This window comes from Naasia sp. (assembly GCF_025465545.1).
Classification (GTDB): Bacteria; Actinomycetota; Actinomycetes; order Actinomycetales; family Microbacteriaceae; genus Naasia.
The window spans coordinates 15,163-33,591 of sequence record NZ_JAODMK010000012.1 but is presented as its reverse complement, the minus strand read 5'-3'; the positions used below and the strand labels follow the sequence as shown (position 1 = coordinate 33,591).

15 protein-coding genes are annotated in these 18,429 nt (G+C 68.7%); 7 read left to right on the top strand and 8 right to left on the bottom strand.

What is annotated here, in order from left to right:
- Nucleotides 1–74: 74 nt before the first annotated feature.
- Entirely contained in the window at nucleotides 75–1,733 is a 1,659-nt protein-coding gene (locus JWR33_RS03685) for a hypothetical protein (RefSeq protein WP_297409575.1), read from the top strand.
- A gap of 34 nt (nucleotides 1,734–1,767) precedes the next feature.
- Here JWR33_RS03685 and JWR33_RS03680 read toward each other — a convergent pair whose 3' ends face one another.
- The 3 genes from JWR33_RS03680 to JWR33_RS03670 are packed head-to-tail and all read right to left on the bottom strand — an operon-like array spanning nucleotide 1,768 to nucleotide 6,642.
- Nucleotides 1,768–3,213, bottom strand: a complete 1,446-nt coding sequence (locus tag JWR33_RS03680) for a polysaccharide biosynthesis tyrosine autokinase (RefSeq protein ID WP_297409574.1) — start codon at nucleotides 3,211–3,213, stop codon at nucleotides 1,768–1,770.
- A complete protein-coding gene (locus JWR33_RS03675; RefSeq protein WP_297409572.1) occupies nucleotides 3,213–4,616 on the bottom strand; it encodes an O-antigen ligase family protein in 1,404 nt (467 codons plus the stop codon). Before JWR33_RS03675 ends, JWR33_RS03680 begins: the two co-directional genes overlap by 1 nt.
- On the bottom strand, nucleotides 4,603–6,642 hold the full coding sequence (locus tag JWR33_RS03670) for a glycosyltransferase (RefSeq protein WP_297409571.1): 2,040 nt from the start codon (nucleotides 6,640–6,642) through the stop codon (nucleotides 4,603–4,605). The genes JWR33_RS03675 and JWR33_RS03670 overlap by 14 nt, the downstream gene beginning before the upstream one ends.
- Nucleotides 6,643–6,752: 110 nt before the next feature.
- Here JWR33_RS03670 and JWR33_RS03665 point away from each other — a divergent pair, with 110 nt between their 5' ends.
- The gene (locus tag JWR33_RS03665) at nucleotides 6,753–7,835 is read left to right on the top strand and encodes a polysaccharide pyruvyl transferase family protein (protein ID WP_297409569.1); all 1,083 of its coding nucleotides are present in this window, start codon (nucleotides 6,753–6,755) and stop codon (nucleotides 7,833–7,835) included.
- Here JWR33_RS03665 and JWR33_RS03660 read toward each other — a convergent pair.
- Nucleotides 7,780–9,282, bottom strand: coding sequence for a lipopolysaccharide biosynthesis protein (locus JWR33_RS03660; protein ID WP_297409568.1), 1,503 nt, complete (start codon nucleotides 9,280–9,282; stop codon nucleotides 7,780–7,782). The genes JWR33_RS03665 and JWR33_RS03660 overlap by 56 nt on opposite strands.
- Before the next feature lie 272 nt (nucleotides 9,283–9,554).
- Nucleotides 9,555–10,349 carry a CDP-alcohol phosphatidyltransferase family protein gene (locus JWR33_RS03655; protein ID WP_297409564.1) on the bottom strand — a complete coding sequence of 265 codons (795 nt, stop codon included), beginning with the start codon at nucleotides 10,347–10,349 and terminating at the stop codon, nucleotides 9,555–9,557.
- A gap of 252 nt (nucleotides 10,350–10,601) precedes the next feature.
- Between JWR33_RS03655 and JWR33_RS03650 the strand changes: the two genes are divergently transcribed.
- From JWR33_RS03650 to JWR33_RS03630, 5 genes are all read left to right on the top strand, one after another.
- Nucleotides 10,602–11,732 (top strand): acyltransferase, encoded by a 1,131-nt coding sequence (locus JWR33_RS03650; RefSeq protein WP_297409563.1) that lies wholly within the window; start codon nucleotides 10,602–10,604, stop codon nucleotides 11,730–11,732.
- 87 nt (nucleotides 11,733–11,819) lie between these two features.
- Complete coding sequence (locus JWR33_RS03645; RefSeq protein ID WP_297409561.1) at nucleotides 11,820–12,020, top strand: CopG family transcriptional regulator; 201 nt, start codon at nucleotides 11,820–11,822, stop codon at nucleotides 12,018–12,020.
- Nucleotides 12,021–12,022: 2 nt separating this feature from the next.
- On the top strand, nucleotides 12,023–12,469 hold the full coding sequence (locus JWR33_RS03640) for a Fic family protein (RefSeq protein WP_297409559.1): 447 nt from the start codon (nucleotides 12,023–12,025) through the stop codon (nucleotides 12,467–12,469).
- A 62-nt stretch (nucleotides 12,470–12,531) separates the two neighbouring features.
- Nucleotides 12,532–13,647, top strand: coding sequence for an acyltransferase (locus JWR33_RS03635; RefSeq protein WP_297409557.1), 1,116 nt, complete (start codon nucleotides 12,532–12,534; stop codon nucleotides 13,645–13,647).
- Nucleotides 13,648–13,793: 146 nt separating this feature from the next.
- Nucleotides 13,794–15,281 (top strand): hypothetical protein, encoded by a 1,488-nt coding sequence (locus tag JWR33_RS03630; RefSeq protein WP_297409555.1) that lies wholly within the window; start codon nucleotides 13,794–13,796, stop codon nucleotides 15,279–15,281.
- Nucleotides 15,282–15,312: 31 nt separating this feature from the next.
- On the opposite strand, the gene JWR33_RS03625 is transcribed toward JWR33_RS03630, so the two are convergent.
- From JWR33_RS03625 to JWR33_RS03615, 3 genes are all read right to left on the bottom strand, one after another.
- On the bottom strand, nucleotides 15,313–16,320 hold the full coding sequence (locus tag JWR33_RS03625) for a glycosyltransferase (RefSeq protein ID WP_297409553.1): 1,008 nt from the start codon (nucleotides 16,318–16,320) through the stop codon (nucleotides 15,313–15,315).
- Nucleotides 16,317–17,138 carry a WecB/TagA/CpsF family glycosyltransferase gene (locus tag JWR33_RS03620; RefSeq protein ID WP_297409551.1) on the bottom strand — a complete coding sequence of 274 codons (822 nt, stop codon included), beginning with the start codon at nucleotides 17,136–17,138 and terminating at the stop codon, nucleotides 16,317–16,319. Before JWR33_RS03620 ends, JWR33_RS03625 begins: the two co-directional genes overlap by 4 nt.
- Before the next feature lie 89 nt (nucleotides 17,139–17,227).
- A complete protein-coding gene (locus JWR33_RS03615; protein ID WP_297409549.1) occupies nucleotides 17,228–18,421 on the bottom strand; it encodes a hypothetical protein in 1,194 nt (397 codons plus the stop codon).
- Between the last annotated feature and the right edge of the window lie 8 nt (nucleotides 18,422–18,429).

Sequence of the window (18,429 nt, the reverse complement as noted above, 5' to 3'; positions counted from 1 at the left end):
AAGCGTCTGTCGCAAGCATCCTGAGTCCTGGACGACGGGCCAAGGCGCTCGTCGGCGGCGCGACGGCCCTTGGGGTGGTCGGCGCGCTGTCACTGGCCGCGATCGTCTTTGCCGAGCCGCGATTCGTCGCCGTCTGCGCAGCGGAGACGTCGGAGTGCGCGACGTCGCCACTCGCCGCCGACGGGAGCCCCAGCGTGGAGCCGACCGTCGCCGTGCTCCCGCTGACCACGGCGTCGGGGAACCGCCTCCGGCTGGTCAACGAGAACGCGCGAGGGGCGACGGTCCTGAGCATTGTGGGCTTCTTCACGGGAGTCTCCGCCGATGCCGAGTACGACGACTATGTCGCCGCACCGGTGGACATGGATCTCACGGTCACGCTGAACGCGAACGAGAGCAAGCCGCTCCCCCTGCGGGGGGCACCTGAGCAGGTGCGCGCAGTGCTCGTGCAGCTCCATGGCTTGACCAGCGCGGGAGACAAGCACGGCGCCCGGTCCGTCCCCTCGGCGGAAGCGACGACGAGCGCGTCCCCCGAGGTCGATGCGGGAACGGCCACGCCGACCGCCGACGACGCGCCGGCCCCTTCGCAGGAGGAAGAGGCCACCACCGTCGTGTCGGTCACCACTTCACGTCAGGACATCTCCACCGAGGAGCTCCGGGACGCCCTGACCAAGCATGTGCAGGCCACTCCTTCCCCGGCTGGTCCGTCCGCCGCTCCGGTCGCCAGCGTGGTGGACACGATCGTGGACGACGTGGCCGACGAGGTCGCCAATGGCAGCGGGAACAATGGCGCCGCCCCCGCGCCTGCTCCCTCGCCCACCGGCACCGCCGCGGAGGAGGCTCCCCGCCCCAAGCCGACGAAGACCAGCACTGCTGCCCCTCAGCCCCGTCCCGCGGTCCAGCCGCCGTCGCCGGAGGCCGAGCCGGCTCCGGCACCGGCTCCCCCTCCAGTGACGGTCCCCGCCCCCGCGCCGGAGCCCACCGAGAGCAACCCCAGCAACGACGCCTTGAAGGTCGTGCAGGGCAACATCACCATCACCAAGGCCGGCACGGTGCTGGACTCTGTGGACCTGCACGGCAGGGTCATCGTGAAAGCCGCGGACGTCACGATCCGGAACTCCATCATCCGTGGCGCCGACGGCGGGGAACGCGGCGCTCTGGTCAACGCGCTCGCCGGGGCCCCCCGGTTGAAGATCCTCGACACCGAGATCGCCGCGACCGTCCCCAACTACTACGTGAACGGCATCATGGGGTTCAACTTCGAACTCCGCCGAGTCAACATCCACAGCGTCATCGACCAGGTCCACCTGACCGGGGGAAACGTGACCATCGACGACTCCTGGCTGCACGGCAACTTGCACTATTCGCCGGACCCGAACCACTCGGACAACAAGAGCCACGACGACAACGTGCAGATTCAGGCCGGCAGCAACATCCGGATCACCAACAGCATCCTGTCCGGGTCGCACAATGCCGCCATCATGATCACTCAGGGTTCCGGCGTTGTCTCCGACGTGCTGGTATCCGGCAACAGGTTCGCCGACGGGGGGTGCACGGTGAACATCGCGCAGGGCCCTCGCGGCCCTCTGAGCGGCATCACACTCAAGGACAACGTCTTCGAACTCACGATGCAGTTCCGTCGATGCGCCCTCGTGATCGACTCGGATGGGACCACGCCGACGCTCGACAACGACAAGTTCACGGACGGGTCCTCCATCGGGATCACCCGGCATTGACTGTGGCGCTGCCCGCATGACGGCAGCGCCCCAGTCAGGAGCCTGAGATGCGCAGCGCGCCTCCGGCCCTCGCCTTGATCCGGGCGGCTCGGCCGATCTTCGGCTTCTTCGCGGTGGCCTCCGCGTAGTGGTAGCTGTGGCCGTACCCTCCGAAGCCGGCCGCGTCCGGGCCTTTGGCGGGCAGCATGGTGACCAGAATTCCCAGGACTCGGGCGTCGACAGCGTCGACGACGTCGATCGCCGCTTTCAGCATGGTGCTGTTCGTGCGCCGCGCCGCCGCCACCACGATCGCCCCGTCGGTGAGCCGGCTGAGCACTGCCGCGTCACTGACAGGCAGCAGCGGCGGCGCGTCGAAGAGGACGACTTCGAAGCGGTCGAGGAGCTTGCTCACCAGGTCGGCCATGGCCTCCGACTGGAGCAGCTCGCTCGGGTTCGGGGGAATCGGGCCGGCCGGGAGGACGGCCATGCCGTGCGCTCCCCATTCCTGCAGGACCTCATCCAGCTCGAACCGACCGATGAGGACATCCGTCAGGCCTACCGCACCCTCGAGATCCAGGGCGGTCGAGAGTCGCGGCTTGCGAAGGTCCGCCTCCACGATCACGGTGGAGAGGCCCGCCTCGGCCATCGCGATGCCCAGGTTGGCTGCGGAGGTCGTCTTTCCCTCGTTCTCCACCGAGGAGGTCATCACAACGCTGCGAACCCCTCGACCGCCGTCGAGGAACTGCAGATTCGTCCGCAGCGACCGGAAGGATTCCGCGCGCGGACCGCGGGGGTCATGCTGGACGACGAGCGGATTGGTCTTCGAGTCGCGGTCATAGGTGATCCCCCCGAGCACGGGCAGCTCCGTGACCAGCCGGATATCCTCGAGCGTCCGGATGCGGGTGTCGAGGACCTCGCGGGCAACCGCGATGGCCAGGGCGAGTGCGAGACCCACGAGCAGGCCGAGCGCGATGTTGACCGCGGTGCGCGGCACGACCGGAGAGGTGGATGGGACGGCCGGCTGCAACACGGTGATCTTGACCTGAGGGGCAGTGCCCGCGGTGGTCGGGCTGAGCTCCGGGACTACCGCGACGAGACTCCTGGTCACCGAGTTCGCGATCTTCGCCGCCAGCGCAGGAGACGGATCGACCGCCGAGATCTCGAGCAGGACCGTGTTCAGGGGCGCGGACGCGGACAGCTTGCCGGCCAGTGCGGCAGGTGTCATCTGGAGGCCCAGCTCCTCGATGACCGGGGCGAGCACGATCGCCTTCGTCACCACGTCGGCGTAGCTCTGCACCACCTGCTGGGTGTATGTGCTTCCCTGACTCAGTTCGGACACGGTGTTCGCCGACTGAGTCGTCACGAACACGGAAGCCGTCGATTGATAAAGCGGGGTCTGAATAGCGGAGTAGCCGGCGCCGGCGCCGGCCGCGAGAACGGATAGGCCGATCAGGATCAACACGTTTCGCCGCAGAATGCGGGGGAAGTCGCTGAATTGCACTAGGGAAGCCTCTCGGTTTTCGTTCTGACCCGGGCTGCTGATGCGTCCAGATTAAGTCGCTCGGGCAGGCGACCATCGGGAGGGAGCAGAACTGACTCCAACGGTGATTCTTCCGGCAATTGTTCCTGTTTCTCAGCCCCCGTTCGGGGCCTCACCATAGCGGCGATTCCCGCTCCGAGAAGGACTTCCCAGAACGCGCCCATCGAACTCCAGACGTGCAGCGCCAGGAAGAACCCGGACAGGGTGGTGAGAAGCAGAACGACGGCGAGCGCCTGCCCCTCGCCGCCCCGAGTGACAAAGCGAACGGCGATCCAGAGGACGCCGAAGAACAGAGCAAGTCCGATGATCCCGCCCTGAATGACGAGCAGCATGAGCTCAGAGTCCACGGTGTTGGCCACGTCGAGCGCCGGGCCATTGTGGTTGAGGAACAGTTCGCCGGCGGGGACCTCGCCCACGCCGTAACCGAAGAAGTGGGTGGAGATGATCCGGGGAATCAAGGCGTAGAGGGCGAAGCGGTATTGCGTGCTCGCGTCCGCCCCGGCCCGCTGGTCGACGACGGGCGACCACACGAGGACGGTCAGCGCGAGGAAGACGGCGACTCCAGCCAGGTAGAGCCAGCCTGTTGCCGCTGCCCCCAGCAGCGAGCGTCCCCGACGAGAGGAGGGCAGGAGCAGGCCGATGAGCAGAGCGGCGACCGCCAAGCCGAGCGGACCGACGCTGCCGGTGGCGAAGATGCCGGCGATCAGCACAACCGCCTCAACGACTCCGAGCAGCGATCGCCGCCGAAGTGAGAGAGGAAGGGCCGCGGCCAGCAGGGCCGCGAGGATCAGCGGGTGCTCGGTCGCGACCAGCGCCCGGATTCCCCCGCCCGGCAGCGAATCCACGTTCACGGTCTGGAATTTGCGCAGGGCCAGTTCGGAGACGTTTCCCGGAAACAGGAACCCTCCGCGGAGGTATTCGACCACGGCGAGGACGGCGGTGAGCAGGGCGAAGATGCGGAGCAGGTTGAGGAAGAGCGGAAGAAGAGAATCCCGCAGCAGCAATGCGCCCGCCATGATCGCGACCGGCGGAACGAGCAGGTACTCACGGATCACGCCGGGCAGCACACCGAGCGGGGCGGTGAGCACGTCGGGCAGGGAGTACACGAAATACGCGGCGGCGACGAGAAGCGCGGGGAACAGGATGGCCGAGGCCAGCCGGATGCCGGCTCCTTCCCTTCTCAGCAGAGCGAGGACCGAGTAGAGCCACAGCGCCCCGAACATCAGGTAGGACAGCTGAAGCGCGGCGCCCACCAGGTACGGGAAGAAGGTTCCGGCGAGGAGCGCTGCCAGGGCCACAACCCTCAGGCCGTCCATCAGCCACTCGGAGCGCCGACTCGGGAACCCCACGTCAGATCGAGCCATGGTCGCGTCCCTCCCCCGCCACGGTGCCCACGCGGTTCGGGCGCCAGGCTAGAGCCCGGAGGAGTGCAAGTCGGACCTGACGCGGGTCCGGCCCGCGCTTTTCCCCCTGCACTGGGGGGTGGACCGCCCCTCGGCGCCACGCGCGCCGCCCCTTGACGGCCTCCCGGTAGACGTCCACGTGCTGTGCGCCGATCGTCGGCCACTCGCGCCCGGCGAGCGGGGCCGCCTCTGACCCCCGGCCCGCAACCGCGACCCGCGCTGCCGCGAGAACCTCCGAGGTGAGCGGCGGCGCATACGGCAGCACCCACTCCGCCCCGACCTCGTCCTGAAGCCAGCGGACCACCACGTCATCCGGCATCAGCACCGGCCGGTCGAGCGACAGGGCGAGGAGTGCGGAACCGGAGTTGTGGACGGCCCTATACGGGAGCACGACCAGCTCGGCCTCCCCCAACTCGCGCGCGAGGGCCGCGTCGTCCGCATAGCCGAGGGAGAGCACCACCCGCGGGTCTGCCTCGGCGAGGGCGCGGAGGTGAGGCTCCCGCCTGCCCGCCTTTCCCACGACGTGCAGGGAGGCCCTCGGATCCTCGAGGCCTGCGAAAGCGGCGAGGAGCTCGTCCACTCCCTTGTAGCCGCGGATGAGACCGAAATGGAGGATGCGACCCGGCACCCTGTCCGGGCGGGGGTGCGCAGCGAACCACGAGCGGTAGTCCCCGTGCTTGATGGTCGAGACAGGAGCGTCCACCGGGACCGGGGTGAAGGGGTTGAGTCGGATCCACCTCGCCGTCAGGCGGTCGAGGGCTGCGACGAGCAGCTGCTCGGTCCGTCGCCCCTCCTCGTGGCTGGCCAGGTTGTGCACGGTCCGCACCACGACGGCGCGGGTCAGTGCGATCCGCACGAGGAGCAGCGCGAACAGCACCGGTCGAAGGCGGGCAGCGAGGGGTCTCTCGCTGCGGATGAGCCGCTCCGGCCAGTGCACATGCAGCACGTCGTACCTGCCGAGCAGGGCGTAGGCCCAGGAGAAGTACCGCACGTCGGCGGCGGCGGAGACCGAGGACGCGAGTTCGATCAGGTAGGGGTTCGTCTCCCGGCCCACGCCAGGGAAGGACTGAAGCACCACGAGTCGCCGGCCCGCGGCGCGAGCACGGCGCAGCAGCTTCAGGCCGGCCAGTGTGCCGCGCACTGCGGCGCCGGTCAGCGGAAGGGCATGGGCGAGGAAGTCCCTGCGCCCGCCGCGTTGCGCCACCGCACGGGCGTATCGGAAGCTCCGCCGGGCCCAGTTGCGCTGCTGGGCGTGGTTCAGATGACGGGCGGCGAAGAGCAGCCGGTTCCGGCAGTTGTAGTAGACGTAGGTCGGAGACTTGCCGCGGGAGTGCTGAGTGCCGCCCACCGAGTGCACGACGGTGAGATCCTCCCGCACCGCGAGCCTGCCCCCGGCGGCGACGAACCGCCAGGAGAGGTCGACGTCCTCCCAGTACAGGAAGTAGTCGTCGTCGAAGCCCCCTGACCGGTCCCACAGTTCCGTATGCACGGCCAGGCAGGCTCCGGAGAGCCAACCGTCGGGCTCATCGCTGCGCACGCCCGGACGCGTTGACGTCCGTCCCTCATCCACGAGCACCGTGCCGCCCGAGAACCAGACTGCACCCGTGTCCCGGACCACCCTCGGGCTGAGCGCGGTGAGGGGCTCCTGACGGCACGACCGCACCAGCTCCTCAAGAACCGCGCTCTCCAGCCTGAGATCCGGATTGGCGAGCACGACCACGTCGCAGCCGAGCGCCTGCGCAGACGCCACACCCGCATTCATCGCCGCTCCGAAGCCCTCGTTGGTCTCGTTGACCAGCAGGTCCCATCCGTGCCGCGCGCAGAGTTCGGTGATCGCCGCGGTGGCGTCCGCGCTCTTGCGGTTGTCGACGACGACGAGGCTTCCTCCCAGTCGGTCGAAGGGAACGGAGGCGTAATTGCGGTCGATCAGATCCGCCGAGTCGTAGTTGACGACGACGACGGCGAAAGCCCGGCGGGTGCCGCTCATCGAGCAACTCCCCGTGCTGAGCGGTCGATCGTCGACGATCGGGGCTCCTCGAGGGGTCGGCTAGGCTCGGTCGCGCTCTGTGCCGAGGGCACGAGAAAAGGGGGGCAATCGTGCGCGTGCTGGTGCTGTGGGCGGATGACCGATCCGCCAATCTGGGAGTCCGAGCGCTGGCTCGAGGAGCGGAATCGCTGGCGCGGGCCGCGCTCGGCGAGGACATCAGCATCGATTTCCAGGACCTTGGCCCGAATGCCGCCGGATTCTCCCCCTCTATGGGACTGATCAGGCGCGATGCGATCTCCCGCCGTGGCCCGGTCACCGAATGGCTCCGGCAGTACGACCTCGTCATCGACACGGGAGCCGGCGACAGCTTCGCGGACATCTATGGACCGCGAAGGATCACCCGGATGATGTACGTCCAGCACGCGGCGCGCAAGCTGAAGATCCCGGTGGTCATGTCCCCGCAGACGATCGGCCCATTCTCGACTCGACGCTTCCGCGTGGGCGCCCGGTACACGCTGCGACGGGCCGCCTTCGTCGCCGCTCGCGACACGGCGAGCGCGGCCTACGCCGCCAAGCTCGGACGGCCGGTGGACACGACGGCCACGGACATCGTGTTCGCGCTGCCCCAACCCGCTCGAGCCGAGCCGCGGGACGTCCTGCTGAACATCTCGGGACTGCTCTGGAACTCGTCCCGTCACGGCGACCCGGAGCACTACCGGCGCGAAGTCCGGAACCTGATCGACGGCCTGCGGAGTCGGGGACGCACCGTGACGCTGCTCGCGCACGTGATCGACAACCGGAGCGCCGACAACGACGTGCCGGTCGTCCGCGCGCTGGGCGAGGAACTCGGGCTCGAGGTTCTGGTGCCCGCGTCCCTGGACGAGGTGAGGGAGATGGTGTCGGCCGCCCGACTGGTGGTCGGTTCGCGCATGCACGCCTGCCTGAACGCCATCTCCACCGGCACACCGGCGATCGCCTGGGCGTACTCGCGCAAGTTCGCTCCGCTGCTCACCGATATCGGCTGGGCGCACACCGTGGATCTGCGGGAGGATTCCTCGCCCTCGACCGTGACGCTCGGCGTGATCGACCAGGTCGGCGAGGAGGAGCTGGTGAGACAGGTTCACGAGACGCTCGCGGTCACGACTCGACTGCTGCAGCCGACGATCGCGGCAGTGGCTCGCCTTCGGCGCTGACACCCACCTCGGACTCCACCTCGGGAACGACGTCCACGTTCTTCGAGCGGCGGAGCAGCTTGCCCATCCGCACGACTGTCGACACGTCCCGCCGGAAGCCCGGCCAGGCGAGGGTGACCAGTGCCCACGCGACCAGCCACCCGGCGATGCCGAGGAGCAGGCTCGGCACGTGGTCACGGGCGAGCAGCGACGCGCCCCAGGCCGCCGCCGCGCAGACGCCGTAGCCGCTCACGGCACGAACCACATTGAAGAACATGCCCCGGACAGGGACGTCGGAGACCCGACGGATCCACAGCAGTCCGAGGAACCAGGTGACGACACTCGCCCCGGCGTAGGAGGTGGCGACCCCGGTCATCCCCCAGAAGGAGCCGATGATGACGGCCCCGATCACGATGGGCCGCGACGCGAGCTGCCAATAGAGCTGGGAGCGCGTCAGTCCCTTCGCCAGGAAGGTCCAGTATGTGGCGTAGCCCGCGGTCTGGAAGACGCCGGCGACGGCGAGGATCTGGAACAGCGGAGCCACCGAGGCCCACTTGTCCCCGAGCACCAGGTCGACGAGAGGCACCGCGACGGCCGCGGTGAGCGAGAAGATCGTGAGGACCAGGTGCAGCATCGCGGTCTGGCCGGCAAGCAGGTAAGCCCCGAACCGGTCCCTCTGCGTCTGCAGCTTGGAGAGCACCGGCAGCGCCACACGCGTGCTGGGAGCGTTGATCTGGCTCAACGGCAGAGCGAGCAGCTGGTACGCCCGGTTGTAGTAGCCGAGCGGGGTGGCACCGAGCGTCGTGCCGATCACGAGCGTGTCGATGTTCTTGCTCGCATAGCCGAGCGCCTGAGCGCCGATCACCTCGAGGCCGAACTTGAGGAACCGGCGGACGGGGACGTCCCGGCGATATCGTCCCGGTCTCCAGCGGGCGAACACGCACACCACGGTCAAGGTGCTGAGCGAGAGCACGACCTGCTGCCCCGCCAGGGACCAATAACCGAAGCCGGACAGGGCCATCACGACTCCCGTCGCCAGCCCGAAGAGCTGACCGAGGATGTCCGAGACGACCAGACGCCCGAAGCTCAGGTCGCGGTTCATGTCCGCGCGCAGCTGCGTGGCGATCCCGTTGAACAGGAAGGTCACCGCGAGCACGAGGGTCAGGCCCACCAGGCGAGAATCCCCGAACAGTGCAGCCACCAGGGGCGATCCGAGCATCAGCGCCACGGTCAGGGTGAGGCCGATCCCGCTGTTGATCCAGAAGAGATTCGTGCGCTCCTCGATGGACAGCGTCTTCGCCTGTACTGCCGCGGTCGACAAGCCGAAGTCGCGCACGACCTCGCCGATGCCGATGATCACGAGGACCATCGCGACGAGGCCATAGTCGGACGGGGCGAGCAGGCGCGCAAGGATGACGACGCCGACCGACTGCAGGAGGACACGGGCGAGCTGCCCGCTGATCGTCACAACCGCGCTGCGTGAGGCGGTCCGTGCCAATCCTCCGTGCGTCACCACCGACTGCCCCACTTCGCCCCGCGACCCGGACGGCCGAAGGGACCGTTCCAACCAGTGCGACAGGACCCTCTATTGGGCATGGCAATAGCCAATTGGGGCGCCTCGGCTTCGATTGAGGACGGCTTCGGGTAAGCCATCCGCGGAATCGCCAGTATATTCGAGCAGTTCTGCGGCGTCCCTCCCCCGATGACGGGTCAAAGCGACCCCTCGATGGAGGGAAAAGGTCAGGATCGAGCGGCGCCCCGATGGTCGATTCTCGTCATGTCCCTAAACCATTTCGGCAGAGCGAGCGCGGTGTACCCCAGGTTGGCGACGAACAGCAGCGCGTAGGCGGCGAAGAATACCTGCGGCGCCCCGAGGAGCACGAAGACGAGGCACAGCAGGCCGTAGTCGGTCGGCACGACAAGCAGCGACCGAAGCAGTGTGCTTCCGCCGGAGGGGTACTTCGATTTCTTGCTCCCGGAATACACGGCCTTCAGCTGATCATTGAGGATCATGGCGAAGAAGCTGACGGCGCCGACGATCGCGTACCCGATGGGCACGAGCAGCAGCAGATCCGACGGCAGCGAAAAGAAGCGGTATGCGGAGATCAGGACTGCGAGATGAAGGCTGGAGATCTTGATGCAGTCCACAACGTGGTCGAGCCACTCCCCTGCCGGGCCTCCCCCGCCGCGGAGCCGGGCCACCTGACCGTCAGCGGAGTCGAAGGCGTAGCCCACTGCGAGGCTGAGCGCCACGGCGATGCCGAGGAACAGCGTCGGCGGAACGATTGCGATCGCCAGAATGGCTGCGAAGGTGAAGCTGGCGCTGATCGCCGTCACCATGTTGGGGGTGAGCCCCAGCAAGTAGGCCCCCGCAGCCAGAAAGCGGCCCAGCTTGCGGTTGATGTAGACCGAGTAGGCGGGAGCGCCCGGGGCGGCGGCCTTCTGGGCGACCGCAAGCGTGCGCAGCGTCTCACCGTAACCGGGGCGAGCGGAAGACCCGGCCGCAGGCGCATAGGTCTGCTTCAGAGAATTCATTCCGCCCCCTTCGTAATCTTCGCGCAAAGCGAAAGCCGAACTGCGTCCGCGCTCAATGGATGTTAGACGGCCGACGACGGGAGACGCACCGTCAGCCCCTCTCACTGGGGGCTGGAATCGCCGAGTTCCCGCCCCGCGATCTGCCGGATCGAGCCCCGATTGCGGGGTACCGCCGCCCTGGGATGGCGCTTCCTGCCGCCCTATACTCGGTCGCGACGCCCGGCCCACCCACCTCGAAAAGGCGCCTCACCCATGCCGACTCTGCTGCCGCCCATCCGCCTTTCGGCGCGCTCACGGCAGACTCTCGGCGAGATCTACGACCCACGGCGAAATGGGCTCAACCTGCTGCGGCTGCTGCTTTCCGCAGGGGTGATCTTCTGGCATTCCGTGCCGCTCACCGGCCGCACGGTGCCGTGGTGGCCCGCTCATCAACTGCTGGGTGAATTCTGGGTCGACGGATTCTTCGCCATATCGGGGTACCTGATTCTCGGCAGCTGGATCTCGAAGCCGCGAATCGGCCGGTTCCTGCTCGCCCGGGTGCTGCGCATCGCCCCCGGCTACTGGGCGTGCCTCCTCGTCACCATCCTGGTCCTCGCTCCTCTCGGGATCTGGCTCAGCGGCTCCACCCTGCCGCCCGACTACGGTTCCTCGTCCGTCCAGTACTTCCTGAACAATTTCTTCCTTCGCATCAACCAGTACGGCATCGCAGGCACCCCGATCAACGTCCCGGACCCGGGGGTCTGGAACGGCTCCCTCTGGACGCTCTTCTGGGAGTTCTGCTGCTATCTCGGTGTCCTCGGACTCGGCGTGGCCGGGCTCTTCCGGCGTCGGTGGACGGTTCTGGCTGTCTTCGCCGGGATGCTTCTGGTGGGGATCCTGAGCAGCTCGGTCGTGCACAACTACTACGCGACGCGGATGGGCCGGTTCGGTCTCATGTTCGCCGCCGGCGCACTGGTGTACCGATACCGGCACCGCATCCCGGTCAGCGGCCCGCTGATCGCAGGGGCAGGCGCGGTCATCCTCCTGTCCGCCCTCCTGCCCAACTACCGACTGGTGGCCGCACTGCCGATCGCCTATCTCCTGCTCTGCGTGGGCGCCCTGATCAAGCGGAAGAGCCTGGGGCTGCACAACGACATCTCCTACGGCGCCTACGTCTACGCCTTCCCGGTGCAGCAGATCCTGGCCGGCACTGCGCTCGTCGCGCTCCCCTCCGTCGCCTTCGGTCTCCTCTCGGCCGCCCTGACTGCTCCCCTGGCGATCGCGAGCTGGTTCCTCATCGAGAAGCCGGGGAAGAACCTGGCGCACCGCTGGCGCCGCGCCCCGTCCGGGCCGGCGAGCGTCCTCCCGGTGAGCGAAGCGCCCTCGCCGACCCCGTCGTCCTGACCCCGAACTGGGGGCAATGCCGAGCATGAACACACCGCGCAGTGTCGATGCCCGGGAGACTCCCGCCCTTAACGTCGACTCGTGGCCATGACACTGCGACTGAGCGAAGAGCGGGAGCGCCTCCTCGAGGACCTCGCAGAGAAGCTGCAGCTCAGCAAGAACAGCGCCGCGTCGGCCGCGATCGAGCTGGCGGCCCCTCGCCCCAGCCACCCCGAGTTCGTCGCCGCCTCCACCGCTCGTCAGCTGGTTCGCTACGCTGACCTGATGACCCGACTCGCCAACGCATAGCGGTGTCCGCCGGGACACCACAGCCGGTCGACGCAGCCCAGTACCAGTACCTCAGCGTCGACGACGTCGTGCAGATCATCGAGATCTTCACGGCCGCTCCCCTGCGCGAATCCGTCCGCGACATGGGCCTGCTGATGGCCGCCGTCGAGCGACCGGCGATGCGCTACGGCGGGCGCGACGTGTACCCCAACCTGCCCGCAAAGTCCGCGGCCCTGATGGAGAGCCTCGCCCGCTACAACTCCCTCTTCGACGGCAACAAGCGCCTCGCCTGGCTCGCCACCAACGTGTTCCTCGAACTGAACCACGCGGCCATGCATTTCAGTGACAACGAGACCTTCAGCCTGCTGCGCGAGGTGGCCCAGGGCTATCTCTCGACCCAGGAGCTGGCTCAACGCATCGGTCAGCGGCTCGGTCCCTGGCCGCCTCCCGCCGCGCAACCGCCCCGGTAGCCTGTTGAACGGACATGCGAGCGCGGCAGCATCCGTCGGGCAGGTCGCAGCGAGGGGGCATCGTGTCGGGAAGCGTTGAACCACCGCGGGCGATCGGGCGCTATGCGCACGTGGACGCACTGCGGGCGCTCGCGGTCTCGATCGTCGTGGTGTCCCACGCCGGCCTCGGCGCCATCGTTCCGGGCGGAACCGGCGTCACCCTCTTCTTCTCCATCTCCGGCTTCATCATCACCGTGCTGCTGCTCCGGGAGCGCGACACGACGGGAGGATTCTCCGCCGGCTCCTTCTACTTCCGGCGGGCGATGAAGATCGGGCCGCCGTTCCTCGTCGTGATCGCCATCCCCACGCTGGTCCTGTCCCTCTGGCACGCGATCGACTGGCCGGCCTTCCTCGCGCAGATCTTCTTCGTCTACAACTGGGTGGCCATCGACTCGCAGCCCGCCGTGCTTCCCGGCAGCGGCGTGGTCTGGAGCCTGGCGATCGAAGAGCAGTTCTACATCGTCTTCGCCATCATCTGGCTGTTGATGGTGCGGAGCCGCTCCTACCTCCGCGGCATCACTCTGCTCGCGGTGGCGGCCATCGTTCTCTCGGTGGGCGCCCGGTTCGCCCTGTTCTTCTCCGGGGCATCGGAGGACCGCATCTATCAGGGCACCGACACGCGCATGGAGGGGCTGGCCTGGGGCATCCTCGCCGCGGTCGTGTTCGCCTGGTGGTCCCGAGCGCCGACCCCGCCCCGGTCGCGCCTGCTGTTCGGCTCGCCCTGGGTTCTGGTGTCGGCAGCCGCGGTTCTGCTCGTCAGCCTGCTGATCCGGGACGAGGCGTTCCGCTCCACGGGCCGCTACACCCTGCAGAGCGTCGCCACCTGCGCCGTGATCCTCTACGGCTTCTCGGTGAACAGCTCCCGGCTCAAGCAGGTCACCCTGCGCATGTTCGCCTACGCGCCCGTGCAGCTGATCGGCCATGCCAGCTACAGCATCTACCTGATCCACCTGCCGCTCTACGAGCTGCTCACTCCGCTCTTCAGCGGCCTGCCGGTCGCCGTGCGCACCCCGCTCGAGATCCTTCTCGGCGTGGGCGCCGGAATCCTGATCTATCTGCTGGTGGAGAAGCCGGCGCTGGCCCTCAGGAATCGCATCACCGCGGCGCGTACCCCGACGGCCGAGCAGATCGCGGTTTGACCCCGGCGCCACTCGGCCACAGCGGCGATCGCCCCCCGAGTCCCGGCGAGCATCGTCACCGTTGCAGGGTCGCCTATCCTGGACCCGTCCGGCCCGATCGTGTGCCCGGGTGTCGTCCTGACCGACCCGAAACGCCGAGGAACCCCGTGCGTCGATCCCTGCGGTACAACATCGTCGCCAACGTCCTCGGCGGCGGCGTCAACATGGTGGGTCAGCTGGTCGCACTCCCGCTCGCGCTGATCATCGCGGGCCCCCAGGCCTACGGCGTGTGGGTCGCCCTGTTCGCGATCGTTCAGCTCTCCGCCCTCTTCGACCTCGGGCTCGCTCCCGCGCTGATCCGACGCGTCGCCGAGCTCTCCGCTCGCGAGAACGAGGAGGAGCGCCTCCGGGCGGTGACCGCGACGAGCTTCCTCACGAACGGCGCCCTGTCCCTCGCCGCGGGGACGATCACAGCCCTCGCTGCCCTCGCGATCTCTGTGGGCGCCAGCGAGGGCGCGGTGTCCGGAAGCGACAGCGCGGCCCTCGCCGGCATCGCCGTCGCCGCGGCCGTGCTTGGCGTGATCTTCCGCCAGTTCGAGGCGGTCATCCGCGGGATCCAGCGCTTCGACGTGGAGCGCCTGCACCAGACGATCGCCATCCTGGGCCGCATCGCCGCACTCGGAGTGCTCCTGGTGGCGGACGGCGGGATCGTCGCGGTTGCCCTCGTCGAGGCCTTCACCTTCCTCCTGTCCCCCCTCCTCTCGGGCATCCGGATGCGCCGATTCGCGCCGTTCTTCTCCTGGTCTCCGCGCCGATACGACCGCCGAGAGGCGCGCGCGCTGCTCCGTTTCGGAGTCAGCTGGTTCAGCCTCGCGTCAGCCACTCAGCTGGCGGCCTTCCTGCCCACCTTCCTGGCGGCTCTCCTTGCCGGACCGTCGAGCGCCACCGCCGTGGGCGCCGGACTCCGGGTCGCCCAGGCTCTGCGACAGACGATGGCATGGCTCCTCGATCCGCTGCTGCCGAACCTGATGACCTTGGACGGAGGCCGGCGTGAGCGATTGACGGTGCGGGGAACACTGGCTCTCGCCATTCTCGGCGCAGCCGTGATCGTTCCGCTCATCCTCGAGGCGCCCGCCCTCATGCAGCTGTGGCTCGGCGAACGGGCTCCCTGGGCGCAGGCGGCCTCCTACTTCCAGGCATTCGGCCTGGCCGCGCTCCTGACCGTCGTGCACCTCACGGTGGCTGTCGTCGTGCAGGCCCAGAACCGGCCTGCGTACTTCGCTCTGGCCACCTGGGTGTCGGCGTCCGGCACCCTGGCCCTCCTCGCCGCGGCGTTTCTGGTGGCGCCCGAGCTGGGCCCGGCGAGCATCGTCGCAGTGGCAATCGTGTCCGAGGCGCTCTTCCTCATCCGCGTCGTCACGGCCATCCCGGGGCCGGTCTTCCGTCTGGTGCTGAAGGAGGTGGCCGTCGCCGCGCTCGCGGCCCTCGTCGCGATCGGCGTCTGGGCTCTCGCCCGTCCGCTCCTGCAGGTGGCCCCCCTCGTCGACGTCGCACTGGCGGGGGTCATCTACGTCGCCGCGTTCGCCGGCGCGTATCTGGGACTGCGGAGACTCACCGGAGGGCCGGGACCGGCAGCGGCTCTGTCCTCGTCATGAGCCGGGGGCAGCAGGAGCGAAGGGGGCGCCTTCAGACGGCGGGACCCCTGCGCCCGTCGGCGCCTGGGGAGGCCGCCTGCACGCGCATCCGCAGCGCTTCGAGAGACACCTGCTGCGCGTGCATCCGCTCGTCCCGCAGAGCGAGCATGGCCTGCAGGTAGAAGTCCCGGCGGGCGAGTACGGTCCGAACGCCCGCGAGGATGCCGGGGCCATCGGCGGGGACGTGCGGGGCCGCATCGCCGAAGTACTCCCGGAGCACCGCGGTGTCCGTGGTCACGAGGGGACGTCCTGCGGAGAGCGCCTCGTACCCTGACCGCTGCATGGTGTGCTCCTCTGTTGTGGCCGCCAGCACGACCCCGGCAGTCGTGAGCAGGCGCTGGAACACGGCATCGTCGACGAATCCGGGGAAGAGGACGTTGGCGGGCGCCTGGCGGACGAGGGAGTCCGGAGCTCGGCCCGTGAGAACCCAGCGCAGGTCAGGGGAGGCGCTCGCCGCGGCGAGGATCTCCTGAAGGGGCTCGTCGTGGGCATAGGCGACCGGGACGAGGACGAAGGAATCCTCCTCCAGGCCGGCGGGCAGGGCGGCTTCGCGGACAACCCGCGTGATCGGCTCTATCAGGTCATGCAGGACCAGCGTCTCGATGCCGCGCGCGCGCGTGATGCGGGCAAGCGCCTCGTTCGTCACGATGACCGTCCCGGAAGGCGCCAGCAGGCGCATGAGCAGACGAGACGCCCAGCGCCACTTGGGATCGGCGAAGACGCCCGTGTGCAGATCGGCGATCACCCTCGCACCCGCCGCCCGTGCGTAGAGCAGGACGGGCAGCAGCGCGAGGATCGGCGGCTGCATCACGAGCACCACTCGTGGCCGGCGGGCGTGCAGCAGCCGTCCGGTTGCAGCCCACTGTCTGGCATAGCGCACCGGCAGCAGCCGGCTGTCGGACCGGATGAAGGCGGCCTCGATGCCCAGATACTTCGCGAGGCCCTGGGTGCGCCCGTTCTGCCCTATCCAGGCGACGAAGAGGGCGTCGGGGGCCGTCACCGCAAGCTGGCGACCAGGGAGGTCGCCAGCAGCCCGAGGAAGCCGGGACCCTTGACGAGGTAGCGCGACGCGAGACGACGGGGCTCCTGGGCAAGGCGCCAGGTCCACTCGGCACCCAGCTTCTGCACCCAGCGGGGGGCGCGCACCCGCCGGCCCGCAGCGAAGTCGACGGCTGCCCCGGCGCCGACATAGACGCCGGGAGGGAGTTGGTCCCGCCACTCGAGGTACCACTCCTCCTGCTTGGGCGAGCCGAGGCACATGAAGACGATGTCGGGACGGAAGGCTGCCAGCTCGCTCACCACGGCCTTCGCCCGCGGATCGCGGGCCGAGGACACGAATGGGAACGCGAAGCCCTCGATGACGCTGTTCCGCGCGCGGTCGGCCAGCGCGGCGGCCGCCCTCTCGGCGGTCCCGGCGCCACCACCGAAGACCGCGATCCGCCAGTTGCGGGCTCCTGCCGAGCGTGCGACGTCATCGATCAGGTCCGCTCCCGTGTTGCGGAACACCGACGGCATGCCGAGAAGCCGCAGTGCCGCGACAAGCGGCTGCCCATCGATCAGGCGCAGCGAAGCGATCGAGTACGCACGATCCAAGACTGGGTCTCGCCGCAGGTTGAGGGCCTGATCCACATTGGCGGTGACGACGAGGTGAGGCTCGTCGGTGACGAGCAATCGCTCGATCTCGTTGAGCAGCACGAAGGGCGAATCAGCGAACATCTCATGACCCAGCAGGTATGCCCGGCCGTCGCGGACCTGGAGGGGGATCCTCGTCCCCGCGTCTGCGGCGCCTTCGAGCACTTCCAGATTTTTCAGTGTCACTGAGCAGTGCCTCCGTTAGCGGTGTAGCTGTGAACCTAATCGCGGGCATCCCGCTTCTGCGGTAGGGGCTGGCGTGTCCCCCGAATGGGCTACTTCCTCATCGGCCGCTCGAGTCCCATCGCCGGCTCTGGGGAGTGCCTGCTGCGAAGCAGGACGACGAGGGTCCCGCCGGCCAGGACTGCGTAGCCCACCGAGGCTGCGACTGCGGCGCCGACGGCGCCGAGCCCGGCAAGGGGCAGCAGCAGACCGATGTCGGCGAGCAGTGCGGCGGTCGTGATCACCAACCGGGAACGATAGCGGCGCATTCGGATGAGGTATGCGCCCAGCACATACCCCCACGCCTTGAGCACACCTCCGACGATCAGGACGAGAGCAGCAGGGACGGCGGCCCGGTACTCGTCGCCGAAGACGGCGGGCACCGCCCAGCCGAAGCCGACGGCACAGGCGACCGCTCCGAGCGCGAGAAGGCCAAGGGCGCGGATGGCCAGAATCGCAGGCGGCCTCCCCGGGGCCGCCATGACGGCGTCCCGGAACGGCTTGGCCGCGGTGGTGAAGATCTCGGCGAGGGTGACCGCGACGGCGTAGTAGCCGAGCTGCGCGGGACCGATGAGAGGGAGCAGGAGGAGCTGATCGAGGTTGACCAGCAGCGACCCTGAGGCGCTTCCGGCGAAGGCCCATCCGACTCCCTGCCGGCCGCTGAAGCTCCGGGCAGGGGCGGAGAGGCCGCGGGAGGCGACGGCGAGGTAGAGCGCACCCGCGAGCTGAGGCAGCACCAGCGCAGCGAGGGCCGAGAGCACGGTGAGGTTGCCCGTGCCGAACAGGACGAGCGTGAGGAGGAGCCGGCCGAAAGAGCTGACCCACTTCTCGATGGCCACCGTGACCACCGTGCCGCTCGCGAGGGCAACGCCTCGGAAGTGACTGGCCGCGGCGAGGGCGCCCGCACCGACGATCAGGAGCGCGACCTCGGCGGCCGGGAACGACCGCTGGTGCGAGATCGCGATGACCGCGACCCCCGCGATCGCGAAGGCCACGAGAACGTTGCCCCACACGACCGCGGAGCGACGACGGCGGGACCACTCCATCCAGTGCACGGTGGAGGCGTCGGCGACTCCGAGTGCGAGAAGCGACGCGGCGATCACCAGGAGGGCCTGATCATTCGCGAACGTCCCTCGGCCGGCCGGAGCGAGGGCGCGTGCCAGCAGCGGGGCGACGAGCAGCGCGCTGAGCGGCACTGCGACGCTGCCCGCCGCATTGAACAGGTGCGGAAGGGACGACGAGCTCATCGCCATGG